At 49.2% G+C, this 26,219-nt stretch carries 27 protein-coding genes and 1 pseudogene; 16 read left to right on the top strand and 12 right to left on the bottom strand.

Going from position 1 to position 26,219, the window contains the following annotated elements; all coding sequences use genetic code 11:
- Nucleotides 1-170: 170 nt before the first annotated feature.
- The 7 genes from H8K47_RS10560 to H8K47_RS10590 form a co-directional block, all read right to left on the bottom strand.
- Nucleotides 171-470, bottom strand: coding sequence for a DUF2523 domain-containing protein (locus tag H8K47_RS10560; protein WP_186881373.1), 300 nt, complete (start codon nucleotides 468-470; stop codon nucleotides 171-173).
- Nucleotide 471: 1 nt separating this feature from the next.
- Nucleotides 472-801, bottom strand: coding sequence for a virulence factor TspB C-terminal domain-related protein (locus H8K47_RS10565; RefSeq protein WP_186881374.1), 330 nt, complete (start codon nucleotides 799-801; stop codon nucleotides 472-474).
- Nucleotides 802-2,215: 1,414 nt separating this feature from the next.
- A complete protein-coding gene (locus H8K47_RS10570) occupies nucleotides 2,216-2,413 on the bottom strand; it encodes a major capsid protein (protein ID WP_186881375.1) in 198 nt (65 codons plus the stop codon).
- Nucleotides 2,403-2,642, bottom strand: coding sequence for a hypothetical protein (locus tag H8K47_RS10575; RefSeq protein WP_186881376.1), 240 nt, complete (start codon nucleotides 2,640-2,642; stop codon nucleotides 2,403-2,405). The genes H8K47_RS10570 and H8K47_RS10575 overlap by 11 nt, the downstream gene beginning before the upstream one ends.
- A gap of 8 nt (nucleotides 2,643-2,650) precedes the next feature.
- Nucleotides 2,651-2,848 carry a hypothetical protein gene (locus tag H8K47_RS10580; RefSeq protein ID WP_186881377.1) on the bottom strand — a complete coding sequence of 66 codons (198 nt, stop codon included), beginning with the start codon at nucleotides 2,846-2,848 and terminating at the stop codon, nucleotides 2,651-2,653.
- Between the two features lie 2 nt (nucleotides 2,849-2,850).
- A complete protein-coding gene (locus H8K47_RS10585) occupies nucleotides 2,851-3,150 on the bottom strand; it encodes a hypothetical protein (protein WP_186881378.1) in 300 nt (99 codons plus the stop codon).
- A gap of 3 nt (nucleotides 3,151-3,153) precedes the next feature.
- Entirely contained in the window at nucleotides 3,154-4,422 is a 1,269-nt protein-coding gene (locus tag H8K47_RS10590) for a replication initiation factor domain-containing protein (RefSeq protein ID WP_186881379.1), read from the bottom strand.
- A 240-nt stretch (nucleotides 4,423-4,662) separates the two neighbouring features.
- Here H8K47_RS10590 and H8K47_RS10595 point away from each other — a divergent pair, with 240 nt between their 5' ends.
- Nucleotides 4,663-4,908: a hypothetical protein gene (locus H8K47_RS10595; RefSeq protein ID WP_186881380.1), complete on the top strand. Its 246-nt coding sequence runs from the start codon at nucleotides 4,663-4,665 to the stop codon at nucleotides 4,906-4,908.
- Nucleotides 4,909-5,038: 130 nt separating this feature from the next.
- The gene (locus H8K47_RS10600) at nucleotides 5,039-5,425 is read left to right on the top strand and encodes a helix-turn-helix domain-containing protein (RefSeq protein WP_186881381.1); all 387 of its coding nucleotides are present in this window, start codon (nucleotides 5,039-5,041) and stop codon (nucleotides 5,423-5,425) included.
- Nucleotides 5,426-5,522: 97 nt separating this feature from the next.
- Here the strand turns inward: H8K47_RS10600 and H8K47_RS10605 are convergent, their stop codons facing one another.
- On the bottom strand, nucleotides 5,523-6,593 hold the full coding sequence (locus H8K47_RS10605) for a lactonase family protein (protein WP_186881382.1): 1,071 nt from the start codon (nucleotides 6,591-6,593) through the stop codon (nucleotides 5,523-5,525).
- 318 nt (nucleotides 6,594-6,911) lie between these two features.
- On the bottom strand, nucleotides 6,912-8,471 hold the full coding sequence (locus H8K47_RS10610) for a sensor domain-containing diguanylate cyclase (RefSeq protein ID WP_186881383.1): 1,560 nt from the start codon (nucleotides 8,469-8,471) through the stop codon (nucleotides 6,912-6,914).
- Between the two features lie 332 nt (nucleotides 8,472-8,803).
- Between H8K47_RS10610 and H8K47_RS10615 the strand changes: the two genes are divergently transcribed.
- From H8K47_RS10615 to hmpA, 4 genes are all read left to right on the top strand, one after another.
- Nucleotides 8,804-9,259 (top strand): hypothetical protein, encoded by a 456-nt coding sequence (locus tag H8K47_RS10615; RefSeq protein WP_186881384.1) that lies wholly within the window; start codon nucleotides 8,804-8,806, stop codon nucleotides 9,257-9,259.
- Nucleotides 9,260-9,520: 261 nt separating this feature from the next.
- The gene (locus tag H8K47_RS10620; protein WP_222612773.1) at nucleotides 9,521-9,979 is read left to right on the top strand and encodes a group III truncated hemoglobin; all 459 of its coding nucleotides are present in this window, start codon (nucleotides 9,521-9,523) and stop codon (nucleotides 9,977-9,979) included.
- A 21-nt stretch (nucleotides 9,980-10,000) separates the two neighbouring features.
- Nucleotides 10,001-10,999: an alternative oxidase gene (locus H8K47_RS10625; protein ID WP_186881385.1), complete on the top strand. Its 999-nt coding sequence runs from the start codon at nucleotides 10,001-10,003 to the stop codon at nucleotides 10,997-10,999.
- Between the two features lie 67 nt (nucleotides 11,000-11,066).
- Nucleotides 11,067-12,236 carry an NO-inducible flavohemoprotein gene (gene hmpA / locus H8K47_RS10630; RefSeq protein ID WP_186881386.1) on the top strand — a complete coding sequence of 390 codons (1,170 nt, stop codon included), beginning with the start codon at nucleotides 11,067-11,069 and terminating at the stop codon, nucleotides 12,234-12,236.
- A gap of 149 nt (nucleotides 12,237-12,385) precedes the next feature.
- Here the strand turns inward: hmpA and H8K47_RS10635 are convergent, their stop codons facing one another.
- Nucleotides 12,386-13,087: a LysR substrate-binding domain-containing protein gene (locus tag H8K47_RS10635; protein ID WP_329604169.1), complete on the bottom strand. Its 702-nt coding sequence runs from the start codon at nucleotides 13,085-13,087 to the stop codon at nucleotides 12,386-12,388.
- A gap of 30 nt (nucleotides 13,088-13,117) precedes the next feature.
- Nucleotides 13,118-13,294, bottom strand: a pseudogene (locus tag H8K47_RS18380) (helix-turn-helix domain-containing protein); the annotation flags it as partial.
- A 314-nt stretch (nucleotides 13,295-13,608) separates the two neighbouring features.
- Between H8K47_RS18380 and H8K47_RS10640 the strand changes: the two are divergent.
- From H8K47_RS10640 to H8K47_RS10680, 9 genes are all read left to right on the top strand, one after another.
- Nucleotides 13,609-14,379, top strand: coding sequence for an SDR family oxidoreductase (locus tag H8K47_RS10640; protein ID WP_329604166.1), 771 nt, complete (start codon nucleotides 13,609-13,611; stop codon nucleotides 14,377-14,379).
- A 117-nt stretch (nucleotides 14,380-14,496) separates the two neighbouring features.
- Nucleotides 14,497-15,870 (top strand): aldehyde dehydrogenase family protein, encoded by a 1,374-nt coding sequence (locus H8K47_RS10645; protein WP_186881389.1) that lies wholly within the window; start codon nucleotides 14,497-14,499, stop codon nucleotides 15,868-15,870.
- A 170-nt stretch (nucleotides 15,871-16,040) separates the two neighbouring features.
- A complete protein-coding gene (locus tag H8K47_RS10650) occupies nucleotides 16,041-16,310 on the top strand; it encodes a hypothetical protein (protein ID WP_186881390.1) in 270 nt (89 codons plus the stop codon).
- Between the two features lie 516 nt (nucleotides 16,311-16,826).
- On the top strand, nucleotides 16,827-18,080 hold the full coding sequence (urtA, locus tag H8K47_RS10655) for an urea ABC transporter substrate-binding protein (RefSeq protein WP_186881391.1): 1,254 nt from the start codon (nucleotides 16,827-16,829) through the stop codon (nucleotides 18,078-18,080).
- A 168-nt stretch (nucleotides 18,081-18,248) separates the two neighbouring features.
- Complete coding sequence (gene urtB, locus H8K47_RS10660; RefSeq protein WP_186881392.1) at nucleotides 18,249-19,868, top strand: urea ABC transporter permease subunit UrtB; 1,620 nt, start codon at nucleotides 18,249-18,251, stop codon at nucleotides 19,866-19,868.
- The gene (gene urtC, locus H8K47_RS10665) at nucleotides 19,865-20,950 is read left to right on the top strand and encodes an urea ABC transporter permease subunit UrtC (RefSeq protein ID WP_186881393.1); all 1,086 of its coding nucleotides are present in this window, start codon (nucleotides 19,865-19,867) and stop codon (nucleotides 20,948-20,950) included. The genes urtB and urtC overlap by 4 nt, the downstream gene beginning before the upstream one ends.
- Entirely contained in the window at nucleotides 20,947-21,801 is an 855-nt protein-coding gene (urtD, locus tag H8K47_RS10670) for an urea ABC transporter ATP-binding protein UrtD (RefSeq protein ID WP_408057892.1), read from the top strand. The genes urtC and urtD overlap by 4 nt, the downstream gene beginning before the upstream one ends.
- Nucleotides 21,802-21,873: 72 nt before the next feature.
- On the top strand, nucleotides 21,874-22,572 hold the full coding sequence (urtE, locus tag H8K47_RS10675) for an urea ABC transporter ATP-binding subunit UrtE (RefSeq protein WP_186881394.1): 699 nt from the start codon (nucleotides 21,874-21,876) through the stop codon (nucleotides 22,570-22,572).
- A 153-nt stretch (nucleotides 22,573-22,725) separates the two neighbouring features.
- Entirely contained in the window at nucleotides 22,726-23,838 is a 1,113-nt protein-coding gene (locus H8K47_RS10680) for an HAF repeat-containing protein (RefSeq protein WP_186881395.1), read from the top strand.
- A 37-nt stretch (nucleotides 23,839-23,875) separates the two neighbouring features.
- On the opposite strand, the gene H8K47_RS10685 is transcribed toward H8K47_RS10680, so the two are convergent.
- Nucleotides 23,876-24,901, bottom strand: a complete 1,026-nt coding sequence (locus H8K47_RS10685) for a site-specific integrase (RefSeq protein ID WP_186881396.1) — start codon at nucleotides 24,899-24,901, stop codon at nucleotides 23,876-23,878.
- 196 nt (nucleotides 24,902-25,097) lie between these two features.
- Between H8K47_RS10685 and H8K47_RS10690 the strand changes: the two genes are divergently transcribed.
- Nucleotides 25,098-26,180: a DNA-binding protein gene (locus H8K47_RS10690; protein WP_186881397.1), complete on the top strand. Its 1,083-nt coding sequence runs from the start codon at nucleotides 25,098-25,100 to the stop codon at nucleotides 26,178-26,180.
- Nucleotides 26,181-26,219 lie beyond the last annotated feature (39 nt).

The raw sequence follows: 26,219 nt of genomic DNA on the forward strand, positions 1-26,219 counted from the left end.
TTCAAAAAGTCCTCAAACTTTTGCACTAAATCCGCTGGTAGCTGTACGACCACGCTGGATAAGTTGTTTCGTTCTCGATAGGCTTTTTGTTTTTCTGCATCCGACGAATAGAGCTTTTTTCTACCCATGATTGCACCTAGTTTTTCGTAACATGCGACGTTTTGAATAAGCTACTTTTTAACGACCAGTTTAGTAATGGCGCCCGTTGACGTTTTGACCGCCAGCGACGCAGCAAAAGCCGACACAATCAAAGACAAAGCCTTGTCAACGCCGAGGAATTGCACCAGCCCGCCAATATCCCCACCGATGCCGGCATAACTGCTTTTCATCAACTCGACCAGCCAATCAGTCGCAACTGTTACGCCCTTATAAGTGACGTAGGACATACCGAGCGCAAGCAATACACGACCAACCAAGGATGCGGCGACCTGTGCCAACCCGCCCAACAATGCAGCCACTAAAAAATTCATGTCAAACCTCTTTTAGGATGGAACCAGAGACCATACGAAACGACACAATCGATGCGATGAGCATGATTGCGTAGCGCAAAATAATCAGGTATTCGCACAACTTAGACAGCGGTATGACGATCGCTTTACCCATCACAGAAAATTGACGATCTTGGAGACAACTGCCACCACCGCCCCACCCTGTCGCATCAAGCTTTAAATTCGACAAGTCAATCTCGCGCGCGTTATCAACACTAGGCAAGCGATCGCGCATAGGGTCATCGCCGCCTAACAACTGCTTACCGTATTTCACCTGCGGGTCATTTTCATCATGGTCCTGACAATCCCGCATTTGTTGAGTCCGCAAAATGGCACACGTAATCGCGTCTCCATCACATGACGTAGAGTCACAGCGACCAGTGACAGACGAGTTTTTGCATATATTTAGGTCAGGATGTTTCTTGCAGAAATCGGTCGAATCTGGATCGCCGGAAGGAGAACCAGAAGGCTTGCCCGATGGCTGACCGCTTGAGCTATTACCTGACCCACTACCGGAGCCACCTGAGCTGGCGGACGTATCACCTGATGAAGCACTAGAGGGAGAACCGTTAGAACTAGCCAGACCGGAAGTAGAACTACCTGAACCGCCTGAACTTGTCGTCGTCGTGGTAGTGGTCGTCGAACTTCCGCCAGAGCCAGAACTCCCCGAGCTGCCGCTTGATGTGCCAGAACTACCAGACCCACTAGACGAGCCAGACGCACCAGAACCAGACGAGGAATTACTAGAGGAATTCGAACCACTTGAGCCATTGCTTGAAGACGTAGACCCACCGCCAGAACTACCGTTAGACGAGCTGTCACCGTTTGACGAATTCGACCAACCAGAGGTAGTTGAATTTGTGGAGGAATTAGTCCAGCCAGTAGTTGACCACGAACCGGAACCAGTGGAGGTCGTACCACTAGAACCGCTGCCACCACTCGACGACCCTGTGTCACCAGTCGAACCACCGCCAGAAGTCGTAGTCGTACTACTTGAACCACCTGAACCAGTCGAACCGTTGCCGCTACTAGACGATCCAGAACTACCGCTGCCACTACCACCACTGGATGAACCTGACGAAGTGCTATTACTTGACGATGTACCGCCCGACCCGTTACTGGTCGTAGACGTACCAGAACCAGAGGAGCTACTTGTACCGCCAGAAGGCGGAGCCTCACAAGCACCAGTAACCGCATTGCGCCCCGTACCCGTTGGACATTCAGGAGTGCGGCAACCATTGGTAGGCGCGTGATACTCAGCAGGAGCTTTACACTCGGGCTTAGTTACACAACTATCTGAATCAGCCGGAAAATTAAAAGACGGCGCAGGACAAGAACGACGACAGCCGTACTGTGTCGGTTCATAGCCAGGTACGCACTGCGTAGAACTCATTTGCTGACCGACCGGAGCACACGAAAAACTAGACCCGTTCTCGCGAATCAAACAGCACTGACGGCTAGTTGGTGTGACGTAATACCAGTCAATTGACCAACCAGTCGGAACCTTACTCGAAATTACTGTCGCATCACAAACCGCCCCTTCGGGCTTCCATACACCGCCATTTCCGCCAACGGCGTGAGCTGACGGCGTACACACGATCAGGAGAAGAGCAACCAGTAAGCCCCAAGCACAGCCAACAAGACGATTAAGCCCATGATTCATAAATCCTCTCTGAGAGATAAAAAAAGGGGCGAAAATCGCCCCCTGTACAAAATGATTTACCGCATTACAGAGCGCGAGCAATCCACTTGTACACCTTCATGCCGACATGCACGACCAGCACAGCCGCACCGACGACCGCGATAGCTGAACCAGCATCGGTAATGGCAGAAGTCACCGCCGCTGTATCAGTAGCAGCAGAAGCGGAACCAGCAGCAACGGCAGCAACCAGACCACCAGCGATTTTTTTAAAGTTAGTCTTCATTTTGTGAATCTCCAGAATTGAGAGTTTTCGCTATTTGCTTAAATCCCCAAGCTAATGCCCAGATCGCCCCAACATAAGCGGAAATCTCAGCACCTTGAGCAGGCGTTAAAGCGGTAAGCGAATTTCCCGCTTCAGCACCTGTTTGCAGCACGAACTGACACTGCTGTAAATCTGGCTGTGTGTCTGGCTCAAGACGTAAAGACCCGTCCTGATTTTGCGTGGCCTTCACGCATTGGCTCATGCAACCACCCACACAGTCGAAATTTTGAAACCGTCACCTAACACCAGCTTGGCTGTATCGAACGCCTCTTCGTAGTGGTCGAAGCGCCCCGCTCTATGCAGCTCGGGCGTATAGCCAACATCACCATCCTGAGCCATCAGAAACAGGTAACTTTCTAAATCCTGCACGACATACGCCACACGCCCCGCCGACACGGTTACACCTTGGCGTCAGGCTTAGCTACCTGCAACGGCTGAATACCTATAATCACTGTCTTAGTGGCGCGACCAGACGTAATGTTTTCGTATTCGACTTCAGCATTAAACGGAAAAGGTAAATGCTTAAACTTGTCAAAATTCGACGAGTCGCCAAAGTTGTATTCAGCGATAGCAAAACCTTTTGCATTGCCCTTGGAGTCGTCCAGCCGTGTCTGCACATAGACTTTTGTACTGTCATATGCTTGACCGTTTTCGAGATTGCCCTTGCTGCCCTTCATGCCTGTAATCATTGCTTTCATGTCTTAGCCCCTTGAATGCGCCAAATATTCCCGCTTGCTGCATGACTGGCGGTTGTCAAGCGCGGGTAAAAAATCGGTGTCCACGTCAAAGACTTTGCTTATGACGATTTCGTGTATGTATTCCATTGATTTGCCCATGCCTGCCATGACGGGCTTAAGCCTTTTAGGTACTGCTGAGCGATCATCAGAGCAGGCTTTTTCCAGCCAATCGGCATCACCGAAAAACTGACGGAAAAATGAGTTGTATTTGCCGAACTGGTGCTTAACGACACGGACGGCGGCGTCTATTGAAATTTCCGCTGTCTTTGTTTTCAGCTCTAGCCGCTGTGCGTGTTCTTGGTCGAAGAACTCAGAAAAACAGGGATAAGCGCCCGCAAAATAGGCGGACGGTTCCAGAAGAATGTCGAGCGGGATTATGCGATCTGAGGATTTAAATTCGACTTCGGCACGACACCATGGGCTGTTTGGGTCGCCAAGTTGCTTGCCTTTTTCATAGAATCGGCAGAACTTGCCAGCGTCACGAATTCCGAGCGTAAGCGTTCTACCTGCTCCGGTCGGAGCATCCCAATTACCGAGCCGTTCGATATTAACGAGCCGACCGCCTTTAGCTGAATTGAAGCCACGCCCTGCCCAACGGTCTGCAGCCCAATCGACCGATATATAAGCGCCTTGTAAATCATCGTGCGCAAGATCAATACGGGAAATATTAGGGCGAACAGCAGTTTTAGAAAGAAAGTCATAAAGTCGAATCTCCCAGCCTTTAGCCGCATTCATGCAGCCTGTACCTGTCAGAGTGATAAGCATCGTTTCACGCTGGCCACCGAAACAAACATGTCCCATTTCTTCACCAAGCACCCACGCTTCACGATAGAAATTCATGCCGTAGTCACGCTTAGCTGTGATGCCATAACCGAAAATTTTCTCAAGCTGGCGACTTGCTTCGACGATGAAATCATCGGTACAGATCAAGCCTCTGCCTGCTGTCTTTAACCAGGTATCCTCATGCACCGTGATATTGAGCCAGTCGATAATGGCTAAGCGCTTATGAGCTGGCTTTTTCGCCAAAGTGGTCAAAATGCGGCGACCTTTTAAAACCTGCTGCTCGACCGTTTCGGCTACGTTTTCCCCCATGTTATTAATGGGGGCAGTTACCGGACTGTTTGACTGTGGTGAAACCCCCGCGCCCTGCGCGTCGCTGTGCGCCAAGGCGCACGCGCTGCCGCTCAGGGCTTGGTGTGGTAACGATGGTTTCAGGTCTTTAGTCATTGTCATTTAAGTATTTTTGTGACGCGTCACGGAAATTCGATACAATATTTATCTTTGATTAATCCAGAAGCGACTAAGCCAAAGATTCAGACTCACCACGTTTAGCCTTTTTGCGAGCGCGATATTCACGGGCGCGCTGTGCTTGAGACTTAGCGTCTGGCTTTGGTGGACGCCCTACACGCGGAGCCTCAAAAGCGTCACGTGTAAATTTGTCTGTTGATTGCTTCATGTTTTTCACCTGTCCCTATGTCAACACCACCAAACCCACTTGAAGTGGTCACTCAAATCATTTCGAGCTACAAACCGTATGCAATCGGCGCGGTAGTTATTGCTGTTATCTGGCTTTTCGTGCTCGCGAAGATCAAGAAAGAAGTCCGAATCCGCAAATACCAAAGGCAAGAAAATGAGCGCGCCGAAGCCAGACAACGAAACCGAGAACAGCGCGAAAAGCAGCAAGACCGAATCAAAAAGCAAGAAAACCGCGTCCGGTAGTTACAACACGCTGCAAAAGTAAACTTGCAGCAATAAACAGGCGTGATACAGTCTCGTTAGTTCACACCCGTTACCGTTAACATACGTGAACGATAATTCACGGTTGTTAACGATGTCAAGGAGCAAAAAAATGAAAAGCGTCAAATACTTGGAAAAATTGAAAGAAGAAAAGCATCTAAGTGATGCCGAATTATCAAGATTATTGAATATCAGCAAGGCTGCTGTTAGTCAGTACAAATCAGGTGTGCGGGTAATGGATGACGAAACTTGCTTAGCAATTGCTTTGCAATTAAGCATCAATCCGATGGAAGTAATTGGCGCGGCTTGCATTGATCGCGCAGAGAAAAGCGGACAGAAATCGCTTTGGGAAGTTTTTATGATGAGGACAGCAAATGTTAAATCTGCTGGCGTGAGCGCTGCCCTCATTTTCGCGGTTGTCAGTATGTTTTTGACACCTACCCCCGCGAATGCCGCGCCAATCCTTAAGGCTGAGAATTGTTCAATTTATATTATGTAAAATGTACTTCGTAAGTATCTGAACAAAAAAAATGCATCAATCTATAATTGAAGAACGACCAGGCGCTACCTGGTCGTTTGATCAGAACTGTTGGCTATTATGATGCACACACGTTCATTGGTACAAGCGCCGATATTTTGCTGCCGAGACTCAGCGAACCCGATGTTTCTTCAACCAGTATCATCTTGATATTGCCGGTTGAATTAGGTTCGCTACCAACACTATTAGCCACAAACAGCATGTCACCAGCCACACTGAACGCCATTGCAGCGGGATTAGTCTTCTGGTTACCGTAGGTATAGCCATCACCCGCATCGCTGATTATGCCGGTATCTGAATTGTATGGAAATGGTGTAATTTCAACGACCTCATTCCCACTACTAGGTGGTGTAAGCAAGTAAAGATAACTCGCCGTAGGATGCACCGCAATTAAACTCGATAAAGGTGGCGTACTCGTCAGCCCTGAATTGCCTACTTCTGTAAGCGTGCCATCTGTCGAAATGGTAAAGGACAGGAGCGTCATTCCCGTTGCTGCACTATTTGGCGTGAGGACAAACAGGCATTCGCCGTTGCTATCGATCGCAATTTCACCACTGTTTCCGGTCGATAATGGATATGAGCCAATTTGGCTGCCAAATGTGCCCTTTGCATTACCGTAGGCTACGAGAGCCGCACTCAAGCCTTGTGGGGTCGACACAAATTCAGTGACATAGGCCGTCCTGCCGTTTGGTGCAATGGCAATGTTTTCCGGCACCCCAGTGGTTTGAACGGTTTGACTTAGCGTTAGTCCAGTCGTATCACATGAGTAAACGTAAATTGTTTTCTGATCAGAACCTGTGCCACATTCCGTTACGTATACTAAGGCACGCTTAGGATGAACCGCAATGCTCATTGCCATATGCGCGGTTGTGACGGAGCTGGGACACTCCGCCAACGTTCCATCAGCATTGACACTGAAGGCAATCACGCGGGAGCCAGTTTGTTCACTCGCCAGTAGGATGACAAATTTACCATCATGCGAAAGTACAACATTCTGTGGGATCGCGTTAGGATGATCTTTGAACTTTGCCGATTTCAGTTGAGTCAGGTTCGCCGGATTGACGCTCGCCAGTACTGGATCAACAGAATAAAAATCAGCTTGTGTATTTACAGCATAAGCAACTGTCATGATGTGCCCCTATCGTGGTTTTGTGTGCTCTGATAAACTTTTGACCTGGAATGCCACTTCGACTTAAAGAGTCGTAATGTCGAAATCGCACAATTGGATGGTGCCGGATAAAAGCTGCAAGACAATGACAAAGGACGATCTTTGTCGCTTATAACATGTTTGGCAGCACCAGTTGCCAGACTAAGTAAGCTGCCGCTTCGGTAGGCGGAATGTACGTTTTTCTTGGTCGTCAAACTCCTCTCCATAGCGAGTATTTTCGCCTAAATCAGGGTCCGGATATGCAGGACCACTATAATTGCGATTTGCGTAAAAATTAAACTAAACAATTGTAGTGATGGTGCAGACTTTATCGCGACCACTGTGCTTGGCTTTATACAACGCTTTATCTGCTGCTTCAATGAGCTCAATGGGGTTATTCAAGTCCTTAACGGGAATCATTGCTTCAACTCCTGCACTAATCGTCACCACGCCAGATTCATTTCCTGCGTGTAAAATTCCGAGTTGTTGAACTGAGAGCCGTAATTTTTCAGCTACTTCTACCCCACCGTTTAAGTCTGTTACAGGTAGAATAACGGCCAATTCTTCCCCGCCAAAGCGTGCGACTAAATCACCGGCGCGGCGCGGACATGATTGGATCGCAGCACTAATTTTTTTCAAACATTCGTCGCCTTCTGCATGCCCGTATAAGTCGTTGTATTGTTTAAAATGGTCAACGTCGATCATAACAAGTGCAAGAGAACTTGAATTGCGAATCGCTCTGGCAAATTCCTCCTTAAGGGTCATATCAAAGTTTCGCCTATTGGCTAACTCTGTCAGTCCATCTTGCAAAGAAAGACGCTCCAAAGTCCGATTTAAAGCTGCCATTGCGGCCTGCCCTTTGAGTATTTCAGCTTCCGCGTTAAGGCGTAATTTCATTTGTTTTATCAAATAAAACCCAAAAGAAGCGAGTGCAAGAATTAAAATTGCTACCGTAGCTGCATGTGAGTACACATCCTTAAGCCACTCTTCCAGTACTTCTTCTTTTGCCAATGCTGCAGATACAAAAAGTGGATACTTGTCGAGTCGTTGAAACCCATTAATTCTTACTACCCCATCTTGGGCAGACTTGACGACGAAAGTTCCATTTTGCTTTTCAGTACTCGCTTTCAGAACAGTTGTACCTTGCATACTCTTCCCAATGGAATCTGCTAAAAGAGGTCTTCTGGTCAATAGAATTCCTTGGTTTAAAACAAGTACGATCGCCCCTTTTTTTCCAATATTAAACTTGTCATAGAATTGATTGAAGTAATTGACGTCTAGAGTCGCCAGAGCGACGCCGCCGAAACTGCCATCGGCGTTATTAATTCGTCGTGACACAGTAATTATCCATACGCCGCTTGAGCGACTGCGTACCGGTATGCCGATGTAAGGCTCGTTGCTAATATGATGTTGATGGAAAATAAAATAGTCTCGATCCGCATTGTTAATATTTGTTGGTGCGTTCGAAAGCGAATTAACCAGCCAGTTCCCTTTGCTGTCAAACACAAACAGACCTTTAAGCTGAGGCAACTCTTTTGTTTCTCGAACTAAAACATCATGCAATCGTCGTAGTGAAGCTGAACCAAGACCATCATGTTCGACCCGCTCAACAATCCCTGTTATTGCTATATCTGCGGATTTAATCGTATCGTCTGCATGCTGTGAGATAGCACGAGCCATATTTGCTGTCGAAACCTCAGCCTCACGAAGTTGAATTTCCCGCGAAGACCAACTACGCCAACCATCTAGCATCAAAATAGTGATGCAAACGATAAAAATAAAAAACAGGGTTAGCCGAATTACTCCACCCTTCGAAGATTGAGATGGGGAAAATTGCTCCAACTTATATTTTGAAAACATAGCTCCCCCAAAAAAGAAAGACGGCTCTATTCAATGACTAAAGCATCGACGGAGATAAATAGTTGGACGGTTTATGTATCCACTTGATAGCAAATGTAATTTTACTTATTTAACTGCCTTGCAATATTTTAACAAGAATTGACAAGGTTAAAAGGAAACATTACTTGAAATATATGAAGTATGTAATTTTAATTTATTGTAATTTGGTCACTTTAAGTGCGGCAATCAAGGACTGATTGTGGGTTTGGTAATAAATGGAATTTGTTGCAACTATCGTTGCGTGATACGATAAATTACCCGTGCAGATTTCATCGAATTAAAGGAGAAATGTGATGTTTTTGAACGTAAAGAGTATGTTTCAACGAGATTACGACCGATATGATGGAATTCGCAGAATCAATATTTATTTGATGCGCTTGGTATATATTTTAATGCTCTGTTTCCTGGGAAAAGATTCGTGGTCCCACATTCTCGCTCACCAAGGGGCATGGGAAGCTGCGGATGGAATGGCTTGGAGCGTTTGGGCAGCCTTCTCCTCGCTGGCTCTGCTAGGATTCTTACATCCCGTGAAAATGATCCCACTGCTACTTTTTGAGGTATTTTACAAGGTGCTATGGCTTTCGATTGTCGCTTACCCTCTTTGGAAGTCGAACACACTCGTTGGATCAGCTGTGGAGGGAATGACCGATGCTTTTTTGTGGGTAATTCTTCCAATTGTAGTTTTGCCATGGGCTTATATATTCAAGAGCTATATTCTTAACACATCATTTTGGGTGCCTAAACGCTAAAAGTCGCGAGTACGGTCAAATTCAAAACCTTCCGATAGAAACAGCGCAGGAATAAATCCCTCCAATTCTCACTACCCTTTCTACATATGCGCTGATGTAACAATCGTCAGCAACCCCTGCAAACAGTTTTTTTCGCATTTGCTGATTAACTGGGCATGGAAAATCACAGCATTAAAGATTCATTTAATTTGCATCTAATTGATTTTGGCATTAAAATTCATTTTAAATGAATGTATTTGATATCCACTTTTAATGGAGTGAATGATGGCATTTGACAGTAATGAAGTCGCTAAGTCTGTAAGCGAAGAACAGATTACCCAGCTTGTACATCGGTTTTACGATCGCGTGCGTGAGGATAAGGAATTATCGGCTGTGTTTGAAGCGGTTATTCCCGCAGATAAGTGGCCGCAGCATCTGGCGCTGATGGCTGAGTTCTGGTCTTCCATCATGTTGGGTAGTGGGCGTTACCACGGCAAACCTATGCAGGCACATATGCGCCATTTGGCATCAATTCAGCCGGAAATGTTTATTAACTGGCTAGGACTTTGGTCACAAACCTGTAAGGAGTTACTGGTGCCTGAGTTGGCTGAGGCAATGCTGGGCAAGGCGGAAAACATCGCCAAGAGTCTGCAGTTTTCGCTGTTCGGTATTTATCAGGACATTCCACGCTCTGCTGCCAATTTACCGGTATCGGCAAGTCTGACAACAGGAATGCATTGAGTCATTGAAGAGGACATGATCATGAAACGAGATAACACCTCCACTATTCCAGCGGTTGACCTGAGCGTACATCACCAACCTGGTGATATATCCGACCGCTTTGCCTTAGGTATCACCAAACTGCTGCGCTGGTGTGCAGATACGTTTTTTGCGAAGCGCTATGGCCACAGAGCAATCGTATTAGAAACGGTTGCCGCGGTACCCAGCATGGTAGGCGCAACGCTGACCCACTTACGTTGTTTGCGGAAGTTGGAAGCGGACCGCGGCTGGATCCGTACCTTAATGGAAGAAGCAGAAAACGAACGCATGCATTTGATGACCTTTGTCGCCATTGCTAAGCCTACGCTGCTGGAGCGCTGGCTGATATTGCTGGTGCAATGGCTGTTTTATATCGGCTTCTTTGTTTTATATTTGTTCAGTGCACGTACTGCGCACCGCCTGGTTGGCTATTTCGAAGAAGAAGCGGTCGTCAGTTATACCCACTACCTGAATGAAATCGATGCTGGCCGCAGCCCCAATGTAGCAGCACCGGCAATCGCGCTGCAGTATTGGGGATTGCCTGGCAATGCGACTTTACGCGACGTGGTTTTAGTCGTCAGGGCAGATGAGGCGCATCATCGTGATGTGAATCACAGCTTTGCAGCGCAGCTTGGCGATCATATAGGGCACTCCGCTATCAACCCCGGTCTCAACTCTGATTTGGCGCCCTACCCCTGGCATGCATCAACCGATGAAATTGAGAAACCAGCGATTGCGCCCTACCGTCAAACTGCTGATTTCGATGAGAACACTTTGCCGGCTGCATTGAAACGACGTCATAACACTGCCAGCGGCGTGTGGGGCGTGGTCCGGGTGAAACAGGGGCAGTTGAAACTGACTTTTTTGGAACCCCATTCCGAACAAGTGCTTGATGCCAGTCATCCCGGCTACCTGGCTCCTCAGCAAGCGCACTTTGTAGAGCCCTTAGGCAAAGTCAGTGTCTGTGTTGAGTTTTATCACAGCGATCCCCGCGTGGCCTGAGCCTGCAGTAACAGCGCATTCCTTTAATCCTTTAATTTATCCACCTTTATTAAGAAAAGAGTCAACGATGATGTCTCCTGAACAAATTTCTATTATTCAAGCCACAGTACCCATTTTAGAAACCGGTGGAGAGGCGTTGACCACGCACTTCTACAAAATCATGTTGAACGACTATCCGGAAGTCCGCTCCTTATTCAATCAGGCCCATCAGCAACAGGGAACTCAGGCCAGAGCGCTGGCGAACGCGATTTTGCGCTACGCACGTTGTATCGACAATCTGGGCGCGTTGGGAAATTTGCCAGCTCAAATAATTCAAAAGCATGTGGCGCTGCAGATTTTGCCTGAGCACTACCCTATCGTTGGCACTTGTCTGCTGCGTGCGATCCGCGAAGTGTTGGGTGCGGAAGTTGCTACCGATGCGGTGATTGACGCCTGGGGTGCAGCGTATTGGCAGTTGGCGAATATCCTGATTGCGGCAGAAACGGAAGAATATGACAAACTCGCTTCAGCCCCCGGCGGCTGGCGTGGTATCCGTCAATTCAAAGTCGTCGCTAAGCAAACAGAAAGTAGCGAAATCACCTCGTTTTACCTGGAGCCCATGGATGGCGCCGCTGTGATTCGTTATCAGCCTGGCCAATACCTGGGCCTGAAGTTAATGATAGACGGACAGGAAATGCGCCGTAATTATTCGTTGTCGCAGCATGCGGACGGCCGCTCTTTGCGCATCAGTGTCAAACGTGAAGCCGGTGGCGTAGTTTCAAACTATCTGCATGACAAGGTCACGCTTGGTCAGGTGTTGGAGGTATTTCCACCTGCTGGCGAGTTTGTATTAAAAGACAGTGCAGCGCCCTTAGTGTTAATTTCTGGCGGCGTCGGTATTACCCCTACGCTGGCAATGAGTGAGGCGGCCTTGTTAGCAGGAGAGCGCGAGGTCGTGTTCATCCATTATGCACGCAATGCGGAAGTGCAGGCTTTCGGTTCAACTCTGCATCAATGGGAGCGTGAGCATCCGCAGTTCCGCAAACACATTGTGCTGGAAGATGGAACGCCCGATGACACAGTGAGCGGTCGACCGACGCTGGAACAATTGAAACAATGGATACCGGCTCACGCTCATGCTTATTTCTTAGGACCTAAGCCATTCATGCGTTTTATCAATCAGGCCTTAGCTGCGATTGGTTTGCCTGAAGAACAGCGTCACTATGAATTCTTTGGTCCGGCCGAAGCTTTGCAATAAAGTATGTGGTCATGAGGTAAAGTAGCAAAGACAGTGCTCAGTTTTAGCTACTTCCAGTCCTGATCCACCCAACAGCAGGACTGGTTTGCCTGATACGACTCTCAAGCTTACGCGCATTGGCAACACCAGGCACACCGTGTTCGCTATCGCTAGGCGGCGGACGACAAATACGGGCTTAGCAATTGCTCGAGCCAGGTGGTAAATGACTTAACGCGCTTGGTTGCCTGATGCCTGCTCGGGTAAACCAGATGCACAGGCATCGGCAACGGCTTACATTGTGGCATCAGCTCAACTAAATCTCCGCTGTCGAGGTGGTGCTGAACGTCAAAGCGAGGCGCCTGTATCATGCCCATGCCGGCCAGCGCACTGGCAATATAAATGTCTGCATTGTTCACCGTTGTTATGGAATCGAGCTGCCGTGTCTTGACTTCACCTTGCTCCACCCATTCCCAAGGTGCAATCCGTCCGTTAGGCGAGGAAATGTAATTGACACACAAATGCTGATCCAGCTCATCCGCGCGTTCGGGTTTGCCATAACGAGCAAGGTAAGTTGGGCTGGCGCAATTGATTAATTCCAGCATGCCAACGAAACTGACAACAACATTAGTCGTATTCAGTTGCCCTACCCGTAGCGCACAATCTACGCCTTCCTGAGCCAGATCTGTGATGCGATCACCAGCGCTTAATTCTAATTCTATGCCGGGATACGCCGTGAAAAAATCAGGCAATGCAGGAACAACAAAGCACCTCGCAATTCTGCTCGGCATATCAACACGTACTTTTCCTGCGACACCTTGTAGATCCGGATGAAATTCTTGCCTTAACTCATCCATTTTTGTGATCAGGGACACTGCCCGACTAAGCAATTCCTCTCCATCCCGGGTTAAGCTCACTTGCCTGGTTGTTCGATGAAGTAGTCGCGTTCCCAGCCATTCTTCAAGATGTTGTATCGCCGAAGATGCTGCTGCGCGCGAAATGCCTAACTGGCTTGCCGCTTGGGAAAAGTTGCCGCTGTGAGCAACGCGTACAAAGATGTGAAGATGCTGTATGCGATCCATGTTACACGGCTCAGTTAAGGTAAATTACGATTGGTCATTCAAGGCACCACAGCCAGCTCTATATTTACACAAAAACATTTTTTTCACAGCTGCTTTTTTGCTCTGTTGACTCATCAATAAGCACAAAAAATTTCCTCATGAAATATAGCTTGGTATTGACGTATGGCCGAATTTGTTACATCCGATTGTACTTATATTTCCCTGCATTATTGTTAAATTTATCTGAATTGAGTTGTCGTCATATCGCTACTTCTTCCATCATACTTTCGTCCATATACTCGGGCCTTGTACTCACATTTTTCAAGGAGACTCAAGTGTCAAAGGACTTAAACGGTAAAGTTGCGGTCATCGCTGGTGGCGGTAAAAATCTGGGCGCACTGATCGCACATGAACTGCAAAGCGTTGGGGCGAGTGGATTTGTGCTGCACTACAATAGCGGATCATCAAAAGCGGAAACTGAAAAAACGGCAGCAGCATTGAGAGAGAAAGGTGCAGACACAATTATTTTTCAGGGTGATTTGTCGGTCGCTGACAATAACAACAAACTTTTTGATCTCGCCAAGTCACACTTCGGTGCAGTCCACATTGGCATCAACACGGCAGGCGTTGTGATTAAAAAACCGATATTGGAAGTGACAGAAGCGGATTACAACAAGAGTTTTGATGCAAACTCAAAAGCAGCGTTTTTCTTTCTCCAGCAAGCAGGAAGGGTACTGGAAGATCGCGGCAGTATTGTCACCATCGTTAGCTCATTGCTGGCCGCTTATACACCGTTTTACAGTATCTATCCTGGCAGCAAAGCACCTGTTGAACACTACACACGTGCAGCCTCGAAAGAGTTTGGTGATCGAGGCATTTCTGTGAATGCCGTTGGTCCCGGTCCGATGGACACGCCCTTCTTTTACGGTCAGGAGAATGCCGATTCTACGGCCTACAACAAAGCCGGTGCTGCCTTGAGTAAATATTCAAAAACCGGGTTGACGGACATTGAAGATATCGCTCCCCTGATCCGCTTCCTCGTCACTGAAGGTTGGTGGATCACTGGACAAACTATCTTTGCAAATGGCGGATATACCACCCGCTAGTCACTCGTTCCAGCTTGAAATCATGGATGTAACAGTAGGCATTGTTTCCACTCACGGTGGAATCGATGCCTACTGCCAGGAACTGCACTACGTAATCGCAAAGAAGAGGATAAGCACATGAATCGCTACGCATCAATACTGAACTGTCAGAAAGAATTTTTCCTTAGCGATGCCACCAAGAGCCTTGCCTGGAGGCTGGATCAGCTAGACAGGATGGAGCGTATGCTACGTGAAAATCAACAGGCATTTTGTAGTGCGCTATATGAAGATTTTCACAAACCGCCATTTGAGCAATTGTTTGAGATCACTGTGCCGCTGGGGGTAATTGATTATTACCGAAAAAATCTGGTGGAATTAATGAAACCACAGCATGTAGCGATTCCCAAGGGATTGGAAGCCAGCGGAAACGCCGGCGTGATTTACAAGGAGCCATATGGCGTTACCTTAGTTATAGGGCCGTTCAATGCCCCTATTTTGCTCTTGCTCGATCCCGCCATCGCCGCGCTGGCAGCGGGCAATACTGTCATTTTGAAACCTGCCAACACCACCCCTAAAGTTGCGTCACTGTTTCAGGCGTTAATTCCAAAATATTTTTCACCCGAAGCGGTCAACGTTGTCACTGGTGGACGTGAAGAGATTTCAGCGTTGCTGGAACTAGCCTTCGATTTCATCTTCTTTACCGGCAGCTCCACCGTTGCTAAAGTCGTTATGCGCGCAGCGGCCGAACGTCTGACGCCAATGGTGCTGGAGCTGGGTGGGCAAAATCCGACCGTCGTCGACCAGACCGCGAATCTCGACGTCGCGGCAGACCGTATCGCGTGGGGGCATAATGCGATTTCGGGACAATGGTGTGTTGCACCTGGCTACGTGTATGTCCATCGCTCAATTGCGGATGAATTTATCGGTCGCCTGAAGCGTTCGCTGGTCACAATGTACGGCGAAAAACCACAGCAGAGCCCCGATTTTGCGCGCATGATTACAGAACGCGACACACAGCGGGTCAGTTCCTATATCTTGCCTGACAAAGTGGTGCATGGCGGTAACTTTGATATTGACGGCCGCTTTATTGAACCGACTATCCTCTATCCAAGTACCTGGGATGACCCTGCCATGCAGCAAGAAATATTCGGTCCGGTATTACCTGTACTGCCCTACGACGATTTGGCTGAGGTGGTACATATCATTAAGCGCAAACCCAAATCGTTGGCAGCCTACATCTTCAGCAAGGATCAGGCTGCAATTGATTTATTTTTGTCTGGCGTGTCATTTGGTGGAGGATGCGTCAATCAGACTAATTTACATTGCTGGATTGATAGTCTGCCATTTGGCGGAGTCGGTTACTCCGGTATAGGTAAATATTATGGCAAAGCTGGCTTTGACGCTTTATCCAATACAAAAGCATTGCTGATCGGCAATCCAGATTTGGTGCTTGATGTATTCCCCCCCTATGCGGGGAAAGATATTGCGGCCAGTCTGAGCTTGTTTGCTTAGGGCTTGTTCTGTGTTCGCTGATGTGGACCATATCTGCGCGTGGTATTTTTGTTTCGTATTCATGGAAACGTGAATACGATATTGGCTGCACAGCTTCAGCGGTAGCAGAATACCTGCTGAACCCAGTTTAAATAGCTGGGCGTATCTTTACTATTGATAAGGTAAAACAAATGCATATCATTTTCGTGATCATTGGCGGAATCATACAATTGGGTATTTTCGTTTTGTTTGCCTGGCTATGGGGAAATTCTGCAGCGAGCATGGCGCTGGCTGCTAAGGTATTCATCCCATTCTGGCTGGTTGTCGTTGCGGTGAATATGGCGGTCGGTGTGCTGCATGCGGGTTACAGTGTCAAGAGTGAGCTACCTATACTGCTGCTGAATTTCCTGATACCAGCAACTATCGCTGCCTACACATTCTGGCAACTCTCGCGTACCTGACTGGTTGCTGAATCGTATTGATGCTATCCACCCTGAACAAGCGGCTATGTGCACACTACACCGCTTGCCCTCCAAGGCGTCCCCGTCTCCTTTCAAGCCCGATATCTGCACCAGGCAGTCTTAAACAGGCCGGCAAGATGCACTCACCCTAAGTACAAAACACAGGCGCACATGTTTGGCGCGGAATCGCACTGAAATGTAGAGATTTTTCGCAAGAGTTTTCATCGGGAAAGTTTCATCCCTGTTTTGGCACAATCTACTGAAGATAAGGCAGCAAAGTACTTATACCGACGGACTCAGATGTAAGTACATCTGAGTGATTTCCTTAATAGCTGTCACAGAGTAGCGGACGACAGCCTGCAGCGACCTGCCCAGGCTGAGTATAGATTGTTTGCGAGTGATTCCGGCTCTGCCGGTGAGCGTGTTATTGCGTCGCACAATGGCTGGCACACTATCTGCTAAATAAGAGTTAAAAACCCGCAGTCTCTTATTTATCAACCACGCAGAGGAGTCACCATGACACGTCGCATCGTTCTGAAAGCAACCGCAGTCGCAGCAATGACACTGGCCGCCAGCGGCTGGATGTCGCAGGCTCTGGCCGCCGACACCATCAAAGTCGGTATTTTGCATTCCCTGTCCGGCACCATGGCCATCTCAGAAACCTCGCTCAAAGATGTGGCCCTGATGACGATAGACGAAATTAATGCCAAAGGCGGCGTCATGGGTAAAAAACTGGAGCCTGTGATTGTTGATCCGGCGTCAAACTGGCCCTTGTTTGCAGAGAAAGCACGTCAACTGATCGCACAGGACAAAGTGGCAGTGGTATTTGGCTGCTGGACTTCGGTATCACGTAAATCGGTGCTTCCCGTGTTTAAAGAATTGAATAGCTTGCTGTTCTATCCTGTTCAGTATGAGGGTGAAGAACTGGAGAAAAACGTTTTCTATACCGGTGCGGCGCCAAATCAGCAAGCGATACCGGCGACCGAATATCTGATGTCCAAGGAAGGCGGCGCAGCGAAACGCTTTGTGCTGCTTGGTACCGACTATGTCTATCCAAGAACGACGAACAAAATCCTGCGCGCCTTCTTACATAGCAAAGGCGTGAAAGACAGCGACATTGATGAGGTCTACACACCATTTGGGCACTCGGATTACCAGACTATCGTTGCCAATATCAAAAAATTCTCAGCCGGTGGCAAAACCGCAGTGATCTCAACAATTAATGGTGACTCGAATGTGCCTTTCTATAAAGAGCTGGGAAACGCCGGGTTGAAAGCAACTGACGTACCTGTGGTGGCATTCTCTGTCGGTGAAGAAGAATTACGCGGCGTTGATACCAAACCGCTGGTCGGTCATCTGGCTGCATGGAACTACTTCCAGTCAGTTAAAAATCCGGTCAACACCGAATTTATCCAAAAGTGGAAAGCCTATGCCGTCGCCAAAAAACTCCCGAATGCCGCCACAGTCGTCACCAATGATCCGATGGAAGCAACCTACGTCGGCATTCATATGTGGAAGCAGGCAGTGGAGCAGGCCAAGTCCACCGATACCGATAAAGTCATCGCTGCCATGGGTGGCCAGACCTTCAAGGCACCATCGGGTTTTGAGCTGACGATGGATAAAACTAATCATCATCTGCATAAGCCAGTCATGATCGGTGAGATCAAGGCAGATGGACAGTTCAGTGTGGTCTACAAAACCAAGGCTGCGATCCGCGCTCAGCCCTGGAGCCCTTACATAGCCGGGAATGAAGGTAAACAAAAAATGTAAGCCGTTGCCGGCGCTGTGAATTGAAGCGCAGCACCGGCTATTAGCCAACACCCTGCCCGCTCCGGATATCACACACTAAGCCAACAACCATATCCGGGGCGCTGCTGATGCATGTCGGGTTCGCTGTGCTTCTGATGCCGCAGCGAACCAAAACAACTACGATCACCTATGCCTATAAAGCCTCTTCGTACTACCTTGCTGCTTCTGACCTGGGTGCTGCTGTGTACAGCAGCATGGGCGAACGCAACCGTAACGCTCTCGCCTGCCATGCGTAATGCGTTGAGCGGTGACGATACTGACGCACGTATACAGGCCGTCAGTCAATTGGCAGCCCAGGCTGATGCACAGGCTGTTGCCATCCTCAATGCAATGAAAAACGAAGCGCTGTATGCGAAAGACGATGCGCTGTATATCGTCGATGGAGAACGCATCACTGCGCTGGCAGATGGCGGCCTCGCTGTGCTGCCCGATGGTGCCGAGCCCATCGCATTGAATAACCGGCTACGCGCAGTCTTGGACAGCGCTTTATCCGGCATGAAGTTATTTTCCGCCGACCGCAACGTACGCTTACAGGCAGCACTCGATTTACAAAAAGAAGCGACACCGGAACAGCTCCCTCTGCTGAATAAGGCCTATCTTAAAGAGACCGATGCTGAGATAGGCAATCTGTTGCAAATGCTGATTGCGACCGCCAATCTGCACGCAGATGATCCCGCCTTACGAAAAGCCGCTGTCAAAACCTTGGTCAATAGTTCGAATCCCAAGCTGATCCCGGTGCTGCAAGCCATGTTGGCTCAACAAGCGGATGGCAGCTATGGCGAACCGGACGAAGGCATACGTATCGCCGCGGTCACGACGCTGCATGCAATAGAAGCCCGGCTGGCCAGAATGGAATTCGCCGGAAACCTGTTTTATGGCATCTCACTGGGCAGCGTGCTATTGCTGGCCGCGCTCGGGCTGGCGATCACCTTTGGCCTGATGGGCATCATTAATATGGCTCACGGTGAATTGCTGATGATAGGCGCCTACACCACCTATCTGTGCCAGTTGTTGTTTCGCACCTATTTCCCGGCGGCGCTGGATGCGTATCTGTTACTGGCCTTGCCCGCCGCCTTCCTGGTGTCTGGCGGAGTTGGCATCATTCTGGAGCGCTGCGTGATCCGCTGGTTATACGGACGACCTCTGGAAACCCTGCTCTGCACCTGGGGCATCAGTCTGATACTCATGCAGGGTGTGCGCTCCCTGTTCGGTGCACAAAATGTAGAAGTGTCCAATCCGGGTTGGATGAGCGGAGGTGTTACGGTATTGGGCTCGCTGGTACTGTCGTATAACCGGCTGGTCATTATCGTTTTCTCGCTGGCTGTGGTGCTGGCAGTCTGGCTGATTCTGAATAAAACCCGGCTCGGATTGTTTCTGCGTGCAGTGACACAGAACCGCCGCATGGCCGATTGTACCGGTGTACCGACTGGCCGTATTGATATGCTGACCTTTGGTCTGGGCTCAGGTATTGCAGGATTGGGCGGCGTCGCACTGTCGCAGCTGGGTAATGTCGGGCCTGATCTGGGCCAAAACTATATCGTCGATTCTTTTATGGTCGTGGTCCTGGGCGGCGTTGGTCAGCTGGCCGGTACAGTGATTGCATCTTTTGGCCTGGGTGAGCTGAATAAATTCCTGGAGCCGGTGGCGGGTGCAGTCATGGCAAAAATCGTGATCCTGATCTTCATCATTATCTTTATTCAGCGCAGGCCGCAGGGTCTGTTCGCACTCAAAGGCAGGAGCGTGGAATGAGGTCTCAATTATTTTCCCGTCCCGCATGGGCTGGCATCCTGGTCATTGCGGTACTTGCAGCAAGCTTACCATTACTGCACCTGGCTTTTCCGGCTGGCCATACCTTGCATGTGTCCAGCTACGCGATTGCGATCATCGCCAAATTCATGTGTTATGCGTTGGCCGCCATGGCACTGGATCTGGTCTGGGGATACACCGGCATTTTATCACTCGGTCACGGTGTGTTTTTCGCATTGGGCGCTTATGCCCATGGTATGTATCTGATGCGGGCAATAGGTCGCGAGGGCGTATATCAGAGCGATTTGCCCGATTTTATGGTTTTCCTCGACTGGAAAACCTATCCCTGGTACTGGTCTCTGACTGAACACTTTTGGTATTGCATGCTGCTTGTAGTGATGGTGCCTGGGATACTGGCATTTGTGTTTGGTTATTTTGCATTCCGCTCCAGAATTAAGGGCGTGTATTTTTCCATCATTACCCAGGCCATGACCTTTGCGTTTATGTTGCTGTTTTTCCGTAACAACACTGGCTTTGGTGGCAATAATGGCTTCACTGACTTTAAACGCATACTGGGTTTCAGTCTGACTGAACCGCTCACCAAGGCAGTGCTATATCTGGTGACGCTGAGCGTGTTGCTGGCCAGCTTAATGCTATGCCGCTGGATCGTCAGCTCTAAACTGGGTCGGGTGTTACAGGCCGTCAGGGATTCGGAATCACGTCTGATGTTCATCGGCTACGACCCATTGTGGTTCAAGCTCTTCGTCTGGACCTTGTCTGCCGTACTGTGCGGTATCGCCGGTGCCTTGTATGTGCCGCAGGTAGGCATGATTAATCCTTCAGAAATGTCGCCCGCGAATTCGATAGAAATGGTGATCTGGGCCGCGGTTGGTGGGCGTGGCACCCTGCTGGGTCCGGTGATCGGAGCCTTCACCGTCAATGGTCTGAAAAGCTGGTTCACCGCCGCTTTTCCTGATCTCTGGCTTTATGCGCTGGGTTTGCTCTTTATCCTCGTAACGCTGTTTATGCAGCAAGGCATACTCGGTCTGATCTCGCAATTGAAAAAACCTAAGGAGATCGTATGAGCTATGTAATGAGTGGCATCTTGCGTCCGGGGCAGCAATATGTGTCTGCAGTTGGCGATCAGGGCGTCTCCTATGGCAGGGTCAGACCCGAGGGGGTCGACACCCGTCACGGCGCCATCCTGTATCTGGAAGATGTAGTCGTCTCATTTGACGGTTTTAAAGCGATCAAGCATTTAAATCTGGATATTTCTGTCGGGGAGTTGCGTTGCATTATCGGTCCGAATGGCGCAGGAAAAACCACGATGATGGATGTCATCACAGGCAAAACCCGGCCCAGCTCTGGTACGGCCTATTTCGGGCAAAGCCTGGATTTGACGCGCATGACAGAGGTGGAAATCGCTCATGCCGGGATAGGCAGAAAATTTCAACGCCCTACCGTGTTCGAACAACATTCCGTGTTTGAAAATCTGGAACTGGCGATGAAGATGGATAAGCGCGTCGGCACTACCCTGTTCGCTCGGCTTAACAGCGAGCAACGCGACAAAATCGCTGCCATTTTGCAGCTGATTCGCTTGTCTGGGCAAGCCTACCGGCAGGCAGGCCTGCTGTCTCATGGGCAAAAACAATGGCTGGAGATCGGTATGCTGCTGATCCAGGAGCCGCAACTGATATTGCTTGATGAACCGGTGGCGGGCATGTCAGATGCGGAAACGGCCAGAACCGCCGAATTGCTCAATGACCTCAGGGGTAAACATTCCATCATGGTAGTCGAGCATGACATGGGCTTCGTGGCTGAGATTGCTCAGCAAGGCGTAGTCACAGTCTTGCATGAAGGTGCTGTACTGGCTCAGGGCACCATGCAACAGGTGCAGTCCGATGAGAAAGTCATCGAAGTGTATCTGGGACGTTGAATAAGCAGCGAAGAACCAGACCTGGGATCGCAAAGATATGCGCTTCACACCCGTCATTTTCATGGAAAAATTATGCTCCAAGTAAAGCAACTGCATCAACACTATGGCTCCAGTCATACCCTGCGCGGCATTTCGCTGTCGGTACAGCGCGGTGAATGCCTGACTTTGCTGGGGCGTAACGGGGTAGGAAAAACGACGCTATTGAAAAGCATAATGGGCGTACTTCCAGCGTCCGGTGGCGAAATTCTGTTTCAGGGAAAGTCGGTATTGCATCTGGCACCTCACCAGCGTGCCAGGGCTGGCATCGCTTATGTGCCACAAGGACGGGATATCTTTGCCCGCTTAACTGTGGAAGAAAATCTGCTGATGGGTATGGCGACTTTGCCCGCTGCACGTGCGAAAACCATCAAAGCAGAAGTGTACGAGTTATTCCCGGTCTTAAAGGATATACTACACCGGCGCGGGGGGGATTTATCGGGCGGGCAACAACAACAGCTGGCGATCGCGCGCGCTCTGCTCGCCGAACCCAAATTGATTATTTTGGACGAGCCGACAGAGGGTATCCAACCCTCCATCATTAAAGATATTGCACGCGTGATTCGCTTACTGCGCGAACGCGGAGAGATGGGCATTATCCTGTGTGAGCAGTATTTTGACTTTGCGCGTGAGCTGGCAGATCACTTTGTGGTGTTGTCGCGAGGTGAAGTCGTCGCCTCAGGGGCACAGCACATGATGGACAACGAGGAGGTCAAACGGCATCTCTCAGTCTGAGATGAATGTCATGTGTCAGATACAAGCAACTGCAGCGCAATAATAGCTTGCTATCAAGTAAAAACGCCGTATATTTGCAATTCTGTTAAATCATTTGGTGCCAAGCAATTTACCGTCACTAACTTAATTCAACTCGCTGATTGAGGATGTGTTATGCGCTGCAAATCTTACCGCCCTGCCCTGCTGGCTTTGATGTTGAGCGCGTTCTGCGCTGAGACCCTGGCAACTACTCATTCACTTGGCATAGAACGCAAGCTCTACGGCGAATCTATCGCCTATGACATGAATGCATCCGGCCAGGTAGCTGCGGTGATCAAGGAAAAAAACGGCATTTCACATGCAGTCGTTCTCGATAAAGGCAAACTCACGCGCCTGGAAGGTAATGGCGAGTCTGAAAGTGAAGCCAAACGTATCAATGAAAAAGGTGAAATCGTCGGCTCGGTTAAGCGCGATGGAATTTGGCGGGCATTTATTTATAGCAATGCAAACGGCAGGCGTGAAATAGCCAGCCTTGGCGGCCGCCACAGCTATGGTGCTGCATTGAATAATCGCGGCACCGCAGTGGGGTTTTCTGATACCCCAGATGGCGACTGGCATGCATTCATCCAGAGAGAAGGAACAGCGGTGCAAGATTTGGGCACCCTGGGTGGTAAAGTCAGTTACGCCAGCAGTATCAACGCGCGTGATCAGGTTGTCGGCACCGCAATGGATAGTGAAGGTTACCGTCATGCGTTTTTATATGACGAAACGAAAGGTATGCAGGATCTGGGTACCTTGGGTGGACAACTCAGCTCAGCGACAGCACTCAATGACCATGGGGTTGTCGTCGGTTCCTCCCTAACCAAAGACAGACGCTGGCATGCTTTCATCCACGACGGCACGCGCATGATCGATCTGGGGGCAAAAATCGGATTTGGTGACAGCTTTGCGACAGGCATCAATAATCAGGGTCATGTGGTTGGTATCGTTGATGTTCCGGATATGCGCCTCGCCTTTGTCTGGCGTGACAATAAAATGATTTTGCATCCTAGCGGGAAAAGTCTGTATCTGACAAATGCCATCAACAATCAGGGTCATGTCATCGGTGCCAGCTATGACCGTGGATTGAATGCTGCCACCATGCCATCGAATTCCGTGCCATTTGTGGATTATGGTGGCAGTAAGATACTCGGTTTTAATATGGTCTTTTTCAGCCTGGCATTACTGATGGCGATTTTCAGAAAGCGGCTCAAAGGGATTTTTTACTCTGATCGTATGCCGGGGTGAATCAGAAAGAAATCTGAACGGACAATGGGCGTAGCACTTATTTGTTATTGCCAGTCTTCCCTACGCCTGATTTGCTGAGTAAAGTCTTCATCGCATTTTCTTCAAACAAATCCGCCTCTTCGATATAGCCGTGTACCGTGCCATCAAAACGCCAGCCGCCCTGACGTTTAATGTCGCGGAAGCTGGCTCCGGCGCGATAAGCACTGGTCGCCATACCACGTCGCAGACTATGACTGCTGAAGCCCGTTGTCTCGCCCAGACCGCAATTGGCAGCATGCTTTTTTATGATGGTATTCATACTGGCCGGATGCAGGCCCAGTTCTGCGACTTGCTGCCATTGGTTAATTCCGCGAAAAATCAGTCCTTGCGAAATGCCGGCGGCGGCCAGCCAGACTTTCAAGGCGAGTGCGGCGCAACAGATATGCTCACCGTAAGGGATGGCTTTGCTGATCCCTTCCCCGCTTTGATCAGTCTTAGAGCGTGGCAGCAAGATGCGAATGCCGGCTTTTTCCCACTGTATGTGTTCGACGCGCAAACTCACCAGTTCTGAACGCCGGAAACCGCCGAAAAAGCCGAGCTGCAGCAATGCGCTGTCACGCTTTGCGCTGAGTTCATCCCGGCTGTCCAGATAAGTGACCAGCACCTCTAATTGCTCCAGTTCTAAGGCCTTGGCTTTCTTTTTAGGCTTGCCGCTGACGCGCTGTATGCCTGTCAGTAATTTACGTAAGCCGCTATGCGCGGTCGGATCGGCGAAGCCCTGATGGCGATGCCATTGCGAAAGTGCGGTCAATCGTAATGCCAGTGTACGCGGATTCAACTGTTCAGCATGCGCAAGCAGGTAATTTCGTATTTGCTGCTCACTCGCTGGCAATACGCCGCCCCAGGTCAGGAAGTGTCGCACCGCTGATTGATAAGTACGCCTTGTGTTGTCTGAGCTGGCCGCCTGGATATAAGTTGCCTGGCGCAATGCCAACTCCCCTACCCCGCCATTTGTGATCGCCGCCCTCGTCTTTTCCTCGGGAAGGACAACATTTTCCTGGTTAGATTGGCGACTACGGTTCATTTTGTGGCGAAAATTCCGAACATGAGGTTTTGCTTTTTAATAGCTTTTCATTACACCTGGATTTGCTTTATTGCGAATTATAACACGCGATAATATACATTATCGATTGTTATTTTCTGATTTTTAAAATCGAATTTTATTTAAATTCAATGTAATATTACGTATTACGTAATTTAGAATCTTATTTGAGGATATCATGGCTAGAGCTGGCATACTGTATTCAGATGTAGTCCGCGCAGCGACCGAATTGCTGGTGGCGGGAAAAACCGTGACGGTCGACAATGTACGAAAAGCCATGGGTGATACCGGCAGTAAAAGTACGATCGCTCCCTATCTCAAACAATGGAAAGAAAGTCAGGAAGGCGAGGCGCGCTTACAGCAAGCCAGCCTGCCCGAAGGCTTACTGAATCAGGTCAAGGCCTTATACGCAACATTAAAAGAAGACGCCGCACTGGCCGTGCGGACGCAGGAGACGGAATTTGCAGAAAAAGAGGTAAGCTTTGCGTCGCAGCGCAGCGACTGGCAAGCCGAGCAACAGCAACTACAGGCAACCATTAAACAATTGCACGCAGAGCTTGCGGAATGGCGGCAATCCGCAAGAGATGCAGAAAAGCAAGGTGCGCAATTATCCAGATCATTGCAGCAGCTGGATGCTGAGCATCAGGCGCTATCACAGCGTTTCACTGATAAGGAGCAGCAAGTAAGTGAATTGAAGCAGCAAAATGCGCAGCAACTGAGGCAGTTCGAGCACTTGCAACAGGCAGCGCTGACGCAGCGCCAGGAGGAACGTGCAAGCTTCGAGGCCAGGTCATCTCAATTCGACGTGCAGTTACAGCAAGCCCGCCAGCAACAGCAGGCACTACAAGAACAGTTTGCACGTCAAAGTTCAGAACAATCCAGTCTGATGCAACTGTATGAGGCACTATTGAATAGCCATCAGCAATTAAAAACCAGCGCAGAGCAAAGCAAGCTCGACCTGCAAGAGTTGCAGTTCACGATAAGACTGCGCGATCAGGAATTGGCCGCAAGCACAGAGAAAACGGCAATCAGTGAAGAAAAACGCCAGCAATTGCATGACGAGCTGCAAATCTTGCGCCACATGCACGCACAGCAAGAAAAACAATGCCGCAAATTAGAGCTCGAACAGCAAGAAATACGTGAATTGCATGAGTCAGAAAGGCGTCAATACGAAGCCAGCCTGCTGAAGCTGACACAGGACATGCAAAGAGAAATGTCAGTTGCAGCAGCCAGACTCGCTGGCACAGCTCAAAGCAAATAATTCAGCGGGCTGCATTGTGGTACATCTTGATTGATGCAG

The sequence above is a fragment of the Cognatundibacterium rugosum genome, assembly GCF_014284365.1.
GTDB classification, from domain to species: domain Bacteria; phylum Pseudomonadota; class Gammaproteobacteria; order Burkholderiales; family Burkholderiaceae_D; genus Undibacterium; species Undibacterium rugosum.

Coding starts and splice junctions, on each gene's coding strand:
- H8K47_RS10600 (WP_186881381.1), top strand. CDS start 5,039: ATGAAAAGCGTCAAATACTTGGAAAAATTGAAAGAAGAAAAGCATCTA.
- H8K47_RS10610 (WP_186881383.1), bottom strand. CDS start 8,471: ATGTTTTCAAAATATAAGTTGGAGCAATTTTCCCCATCTCAATCTTCG.
- H8K47_RS10585 (WP_186881378.1), bottom strand. CDS start 3,150: ATGAAAGCAATGATTACAGGCATGAAGGGCAGCAAGGGCAATCTCGAA.
- H8K47_RS10620 (WP_222612773.1), top strand. CDS start 9,521: ATGATGGCATTTGACAGTAATGAAGTCGCTAAGTCTGTAAGCGAAGAA.
- H8K47_RS10680 (WP_186881395.1), top strand. CDS start 22,726: ATGCGCTGCAAATCTTACCGCCCTGCCCTGCTGGCTTTGATGTTGAGC.
- H8K47_RS10605 (WP_186881382.1), bottom strand. CDS start 6,593: ATGACAGTTGCTTATGCTGTAAATACACAAGCTGATTTTTATTCTGTT.
- urtE (WP_186881394.1), top strand. CDS start 21,874: ATGCTCCAAGTAAAGCAACTGCATCAACACTATGGCTCCAGTCATACC.
- H8K47_RS10625 (WP_186881385.1), top strand. CDS start 10,001: ATGAAACGAGATAACACCTCCACTATTCCAGCGGTTGACCTGAGCGTA.
- hmpA (WP_186881386.1), top strand. CDS start 11,067: ATGATGTCTCCTGAACAAATTTCTATTATTCAAGCCACAGTACCCATT.
- urtB (WP_186881392.1), top strand. CDS start 18,249: ATGCCTATAAAGCCTCTTCGTACTACCTTGCTGCTTCTGACCTGGGTG.
- H8K47_RS10650 (WP_186881390.1), top strand. CDS start 16,041: ATGCATATCATTTTCGTGATCATTGGCGGAATCATACAATTGGGTATT.
- H8K47_RS10685 (WP_186881396.1), bottom strand. CDS start 24,901: ATGAACCGTAGTCGCCAATCTAACCAGGAAAATGTTGTCCTTCCCGAG.
- H8K47_RS10645 (WP_186881389.1), top strand. CDS start 14,497: ATGAATCGCTACGCATCAATACTGAACTGTCAGAAAGAATTTTTCCTT.
- urtA (WP_186881391.1), top strand. CDS start 16,827: ATGACACGTCGCATCGTTCTGAAAGCAACCGCAGTCGCAGCAATGACA.
- H8K47_RS10565 (WP_186881374.1), bottom strand. CDS start 801: ATGCGGGATTGTCAGGACCATGATGAAAATGACCCGCAGGTGAAATAC.
- H8K47_RS10615 (WP_186881384.1), top strand. CDS start 8,804: ATGTTTTTGAACGTAAAGAGTATGTTTCAACGAGATTACGACCGATAT.
- H8K47_RS10570 (WP_186881375.1), bottom strand. CDS start 2,413: ATGAAGACTAACTTTAAAAAAATCGCTGGTGGTCTGGTTGCTGCCGTT.
- urtD (WP_408057892.1), top strand. CDS start 20,947: ATGAGCTATGTAATGAGTGGCATCTTGCGTCCGGGGCAGCAATATGTG.
- H8K47_RS10690 (WP_186881397.1), top strand. CDS start 25,098: ATGGCTAGAGCTGGCATACTGTATTCAGATGTAGTCCGCGCAGCGACC.
- H8K47_RS10560 (WP_186881373.1), bottom strand. CDS start 470: ATGAATTTTTTAGTGGCTGCATTGTTGGGCGGGTTGGCACAGGTCGCC.
- H8K47_RS10590 (WP_186881379.1), bottom strand. CDS start 4,422: ATGACAATGACTAAAGACCTGAAACCATCGTTACCACACCAAGCCCTG.
- urtC (WP_186881393.1), top strand. CDS start 19,865: ATGAGGTCTCAATTATTTTCCCGTCCCGCATGGGCTGGCATCCTGGTC.
- H8K47_RS10595 (WP_186881380.1), top strand. CDS start 4,663: ATGTCAACACCACCAAACCCACTTGAAGTGGTCACTCAAATCATTTCG.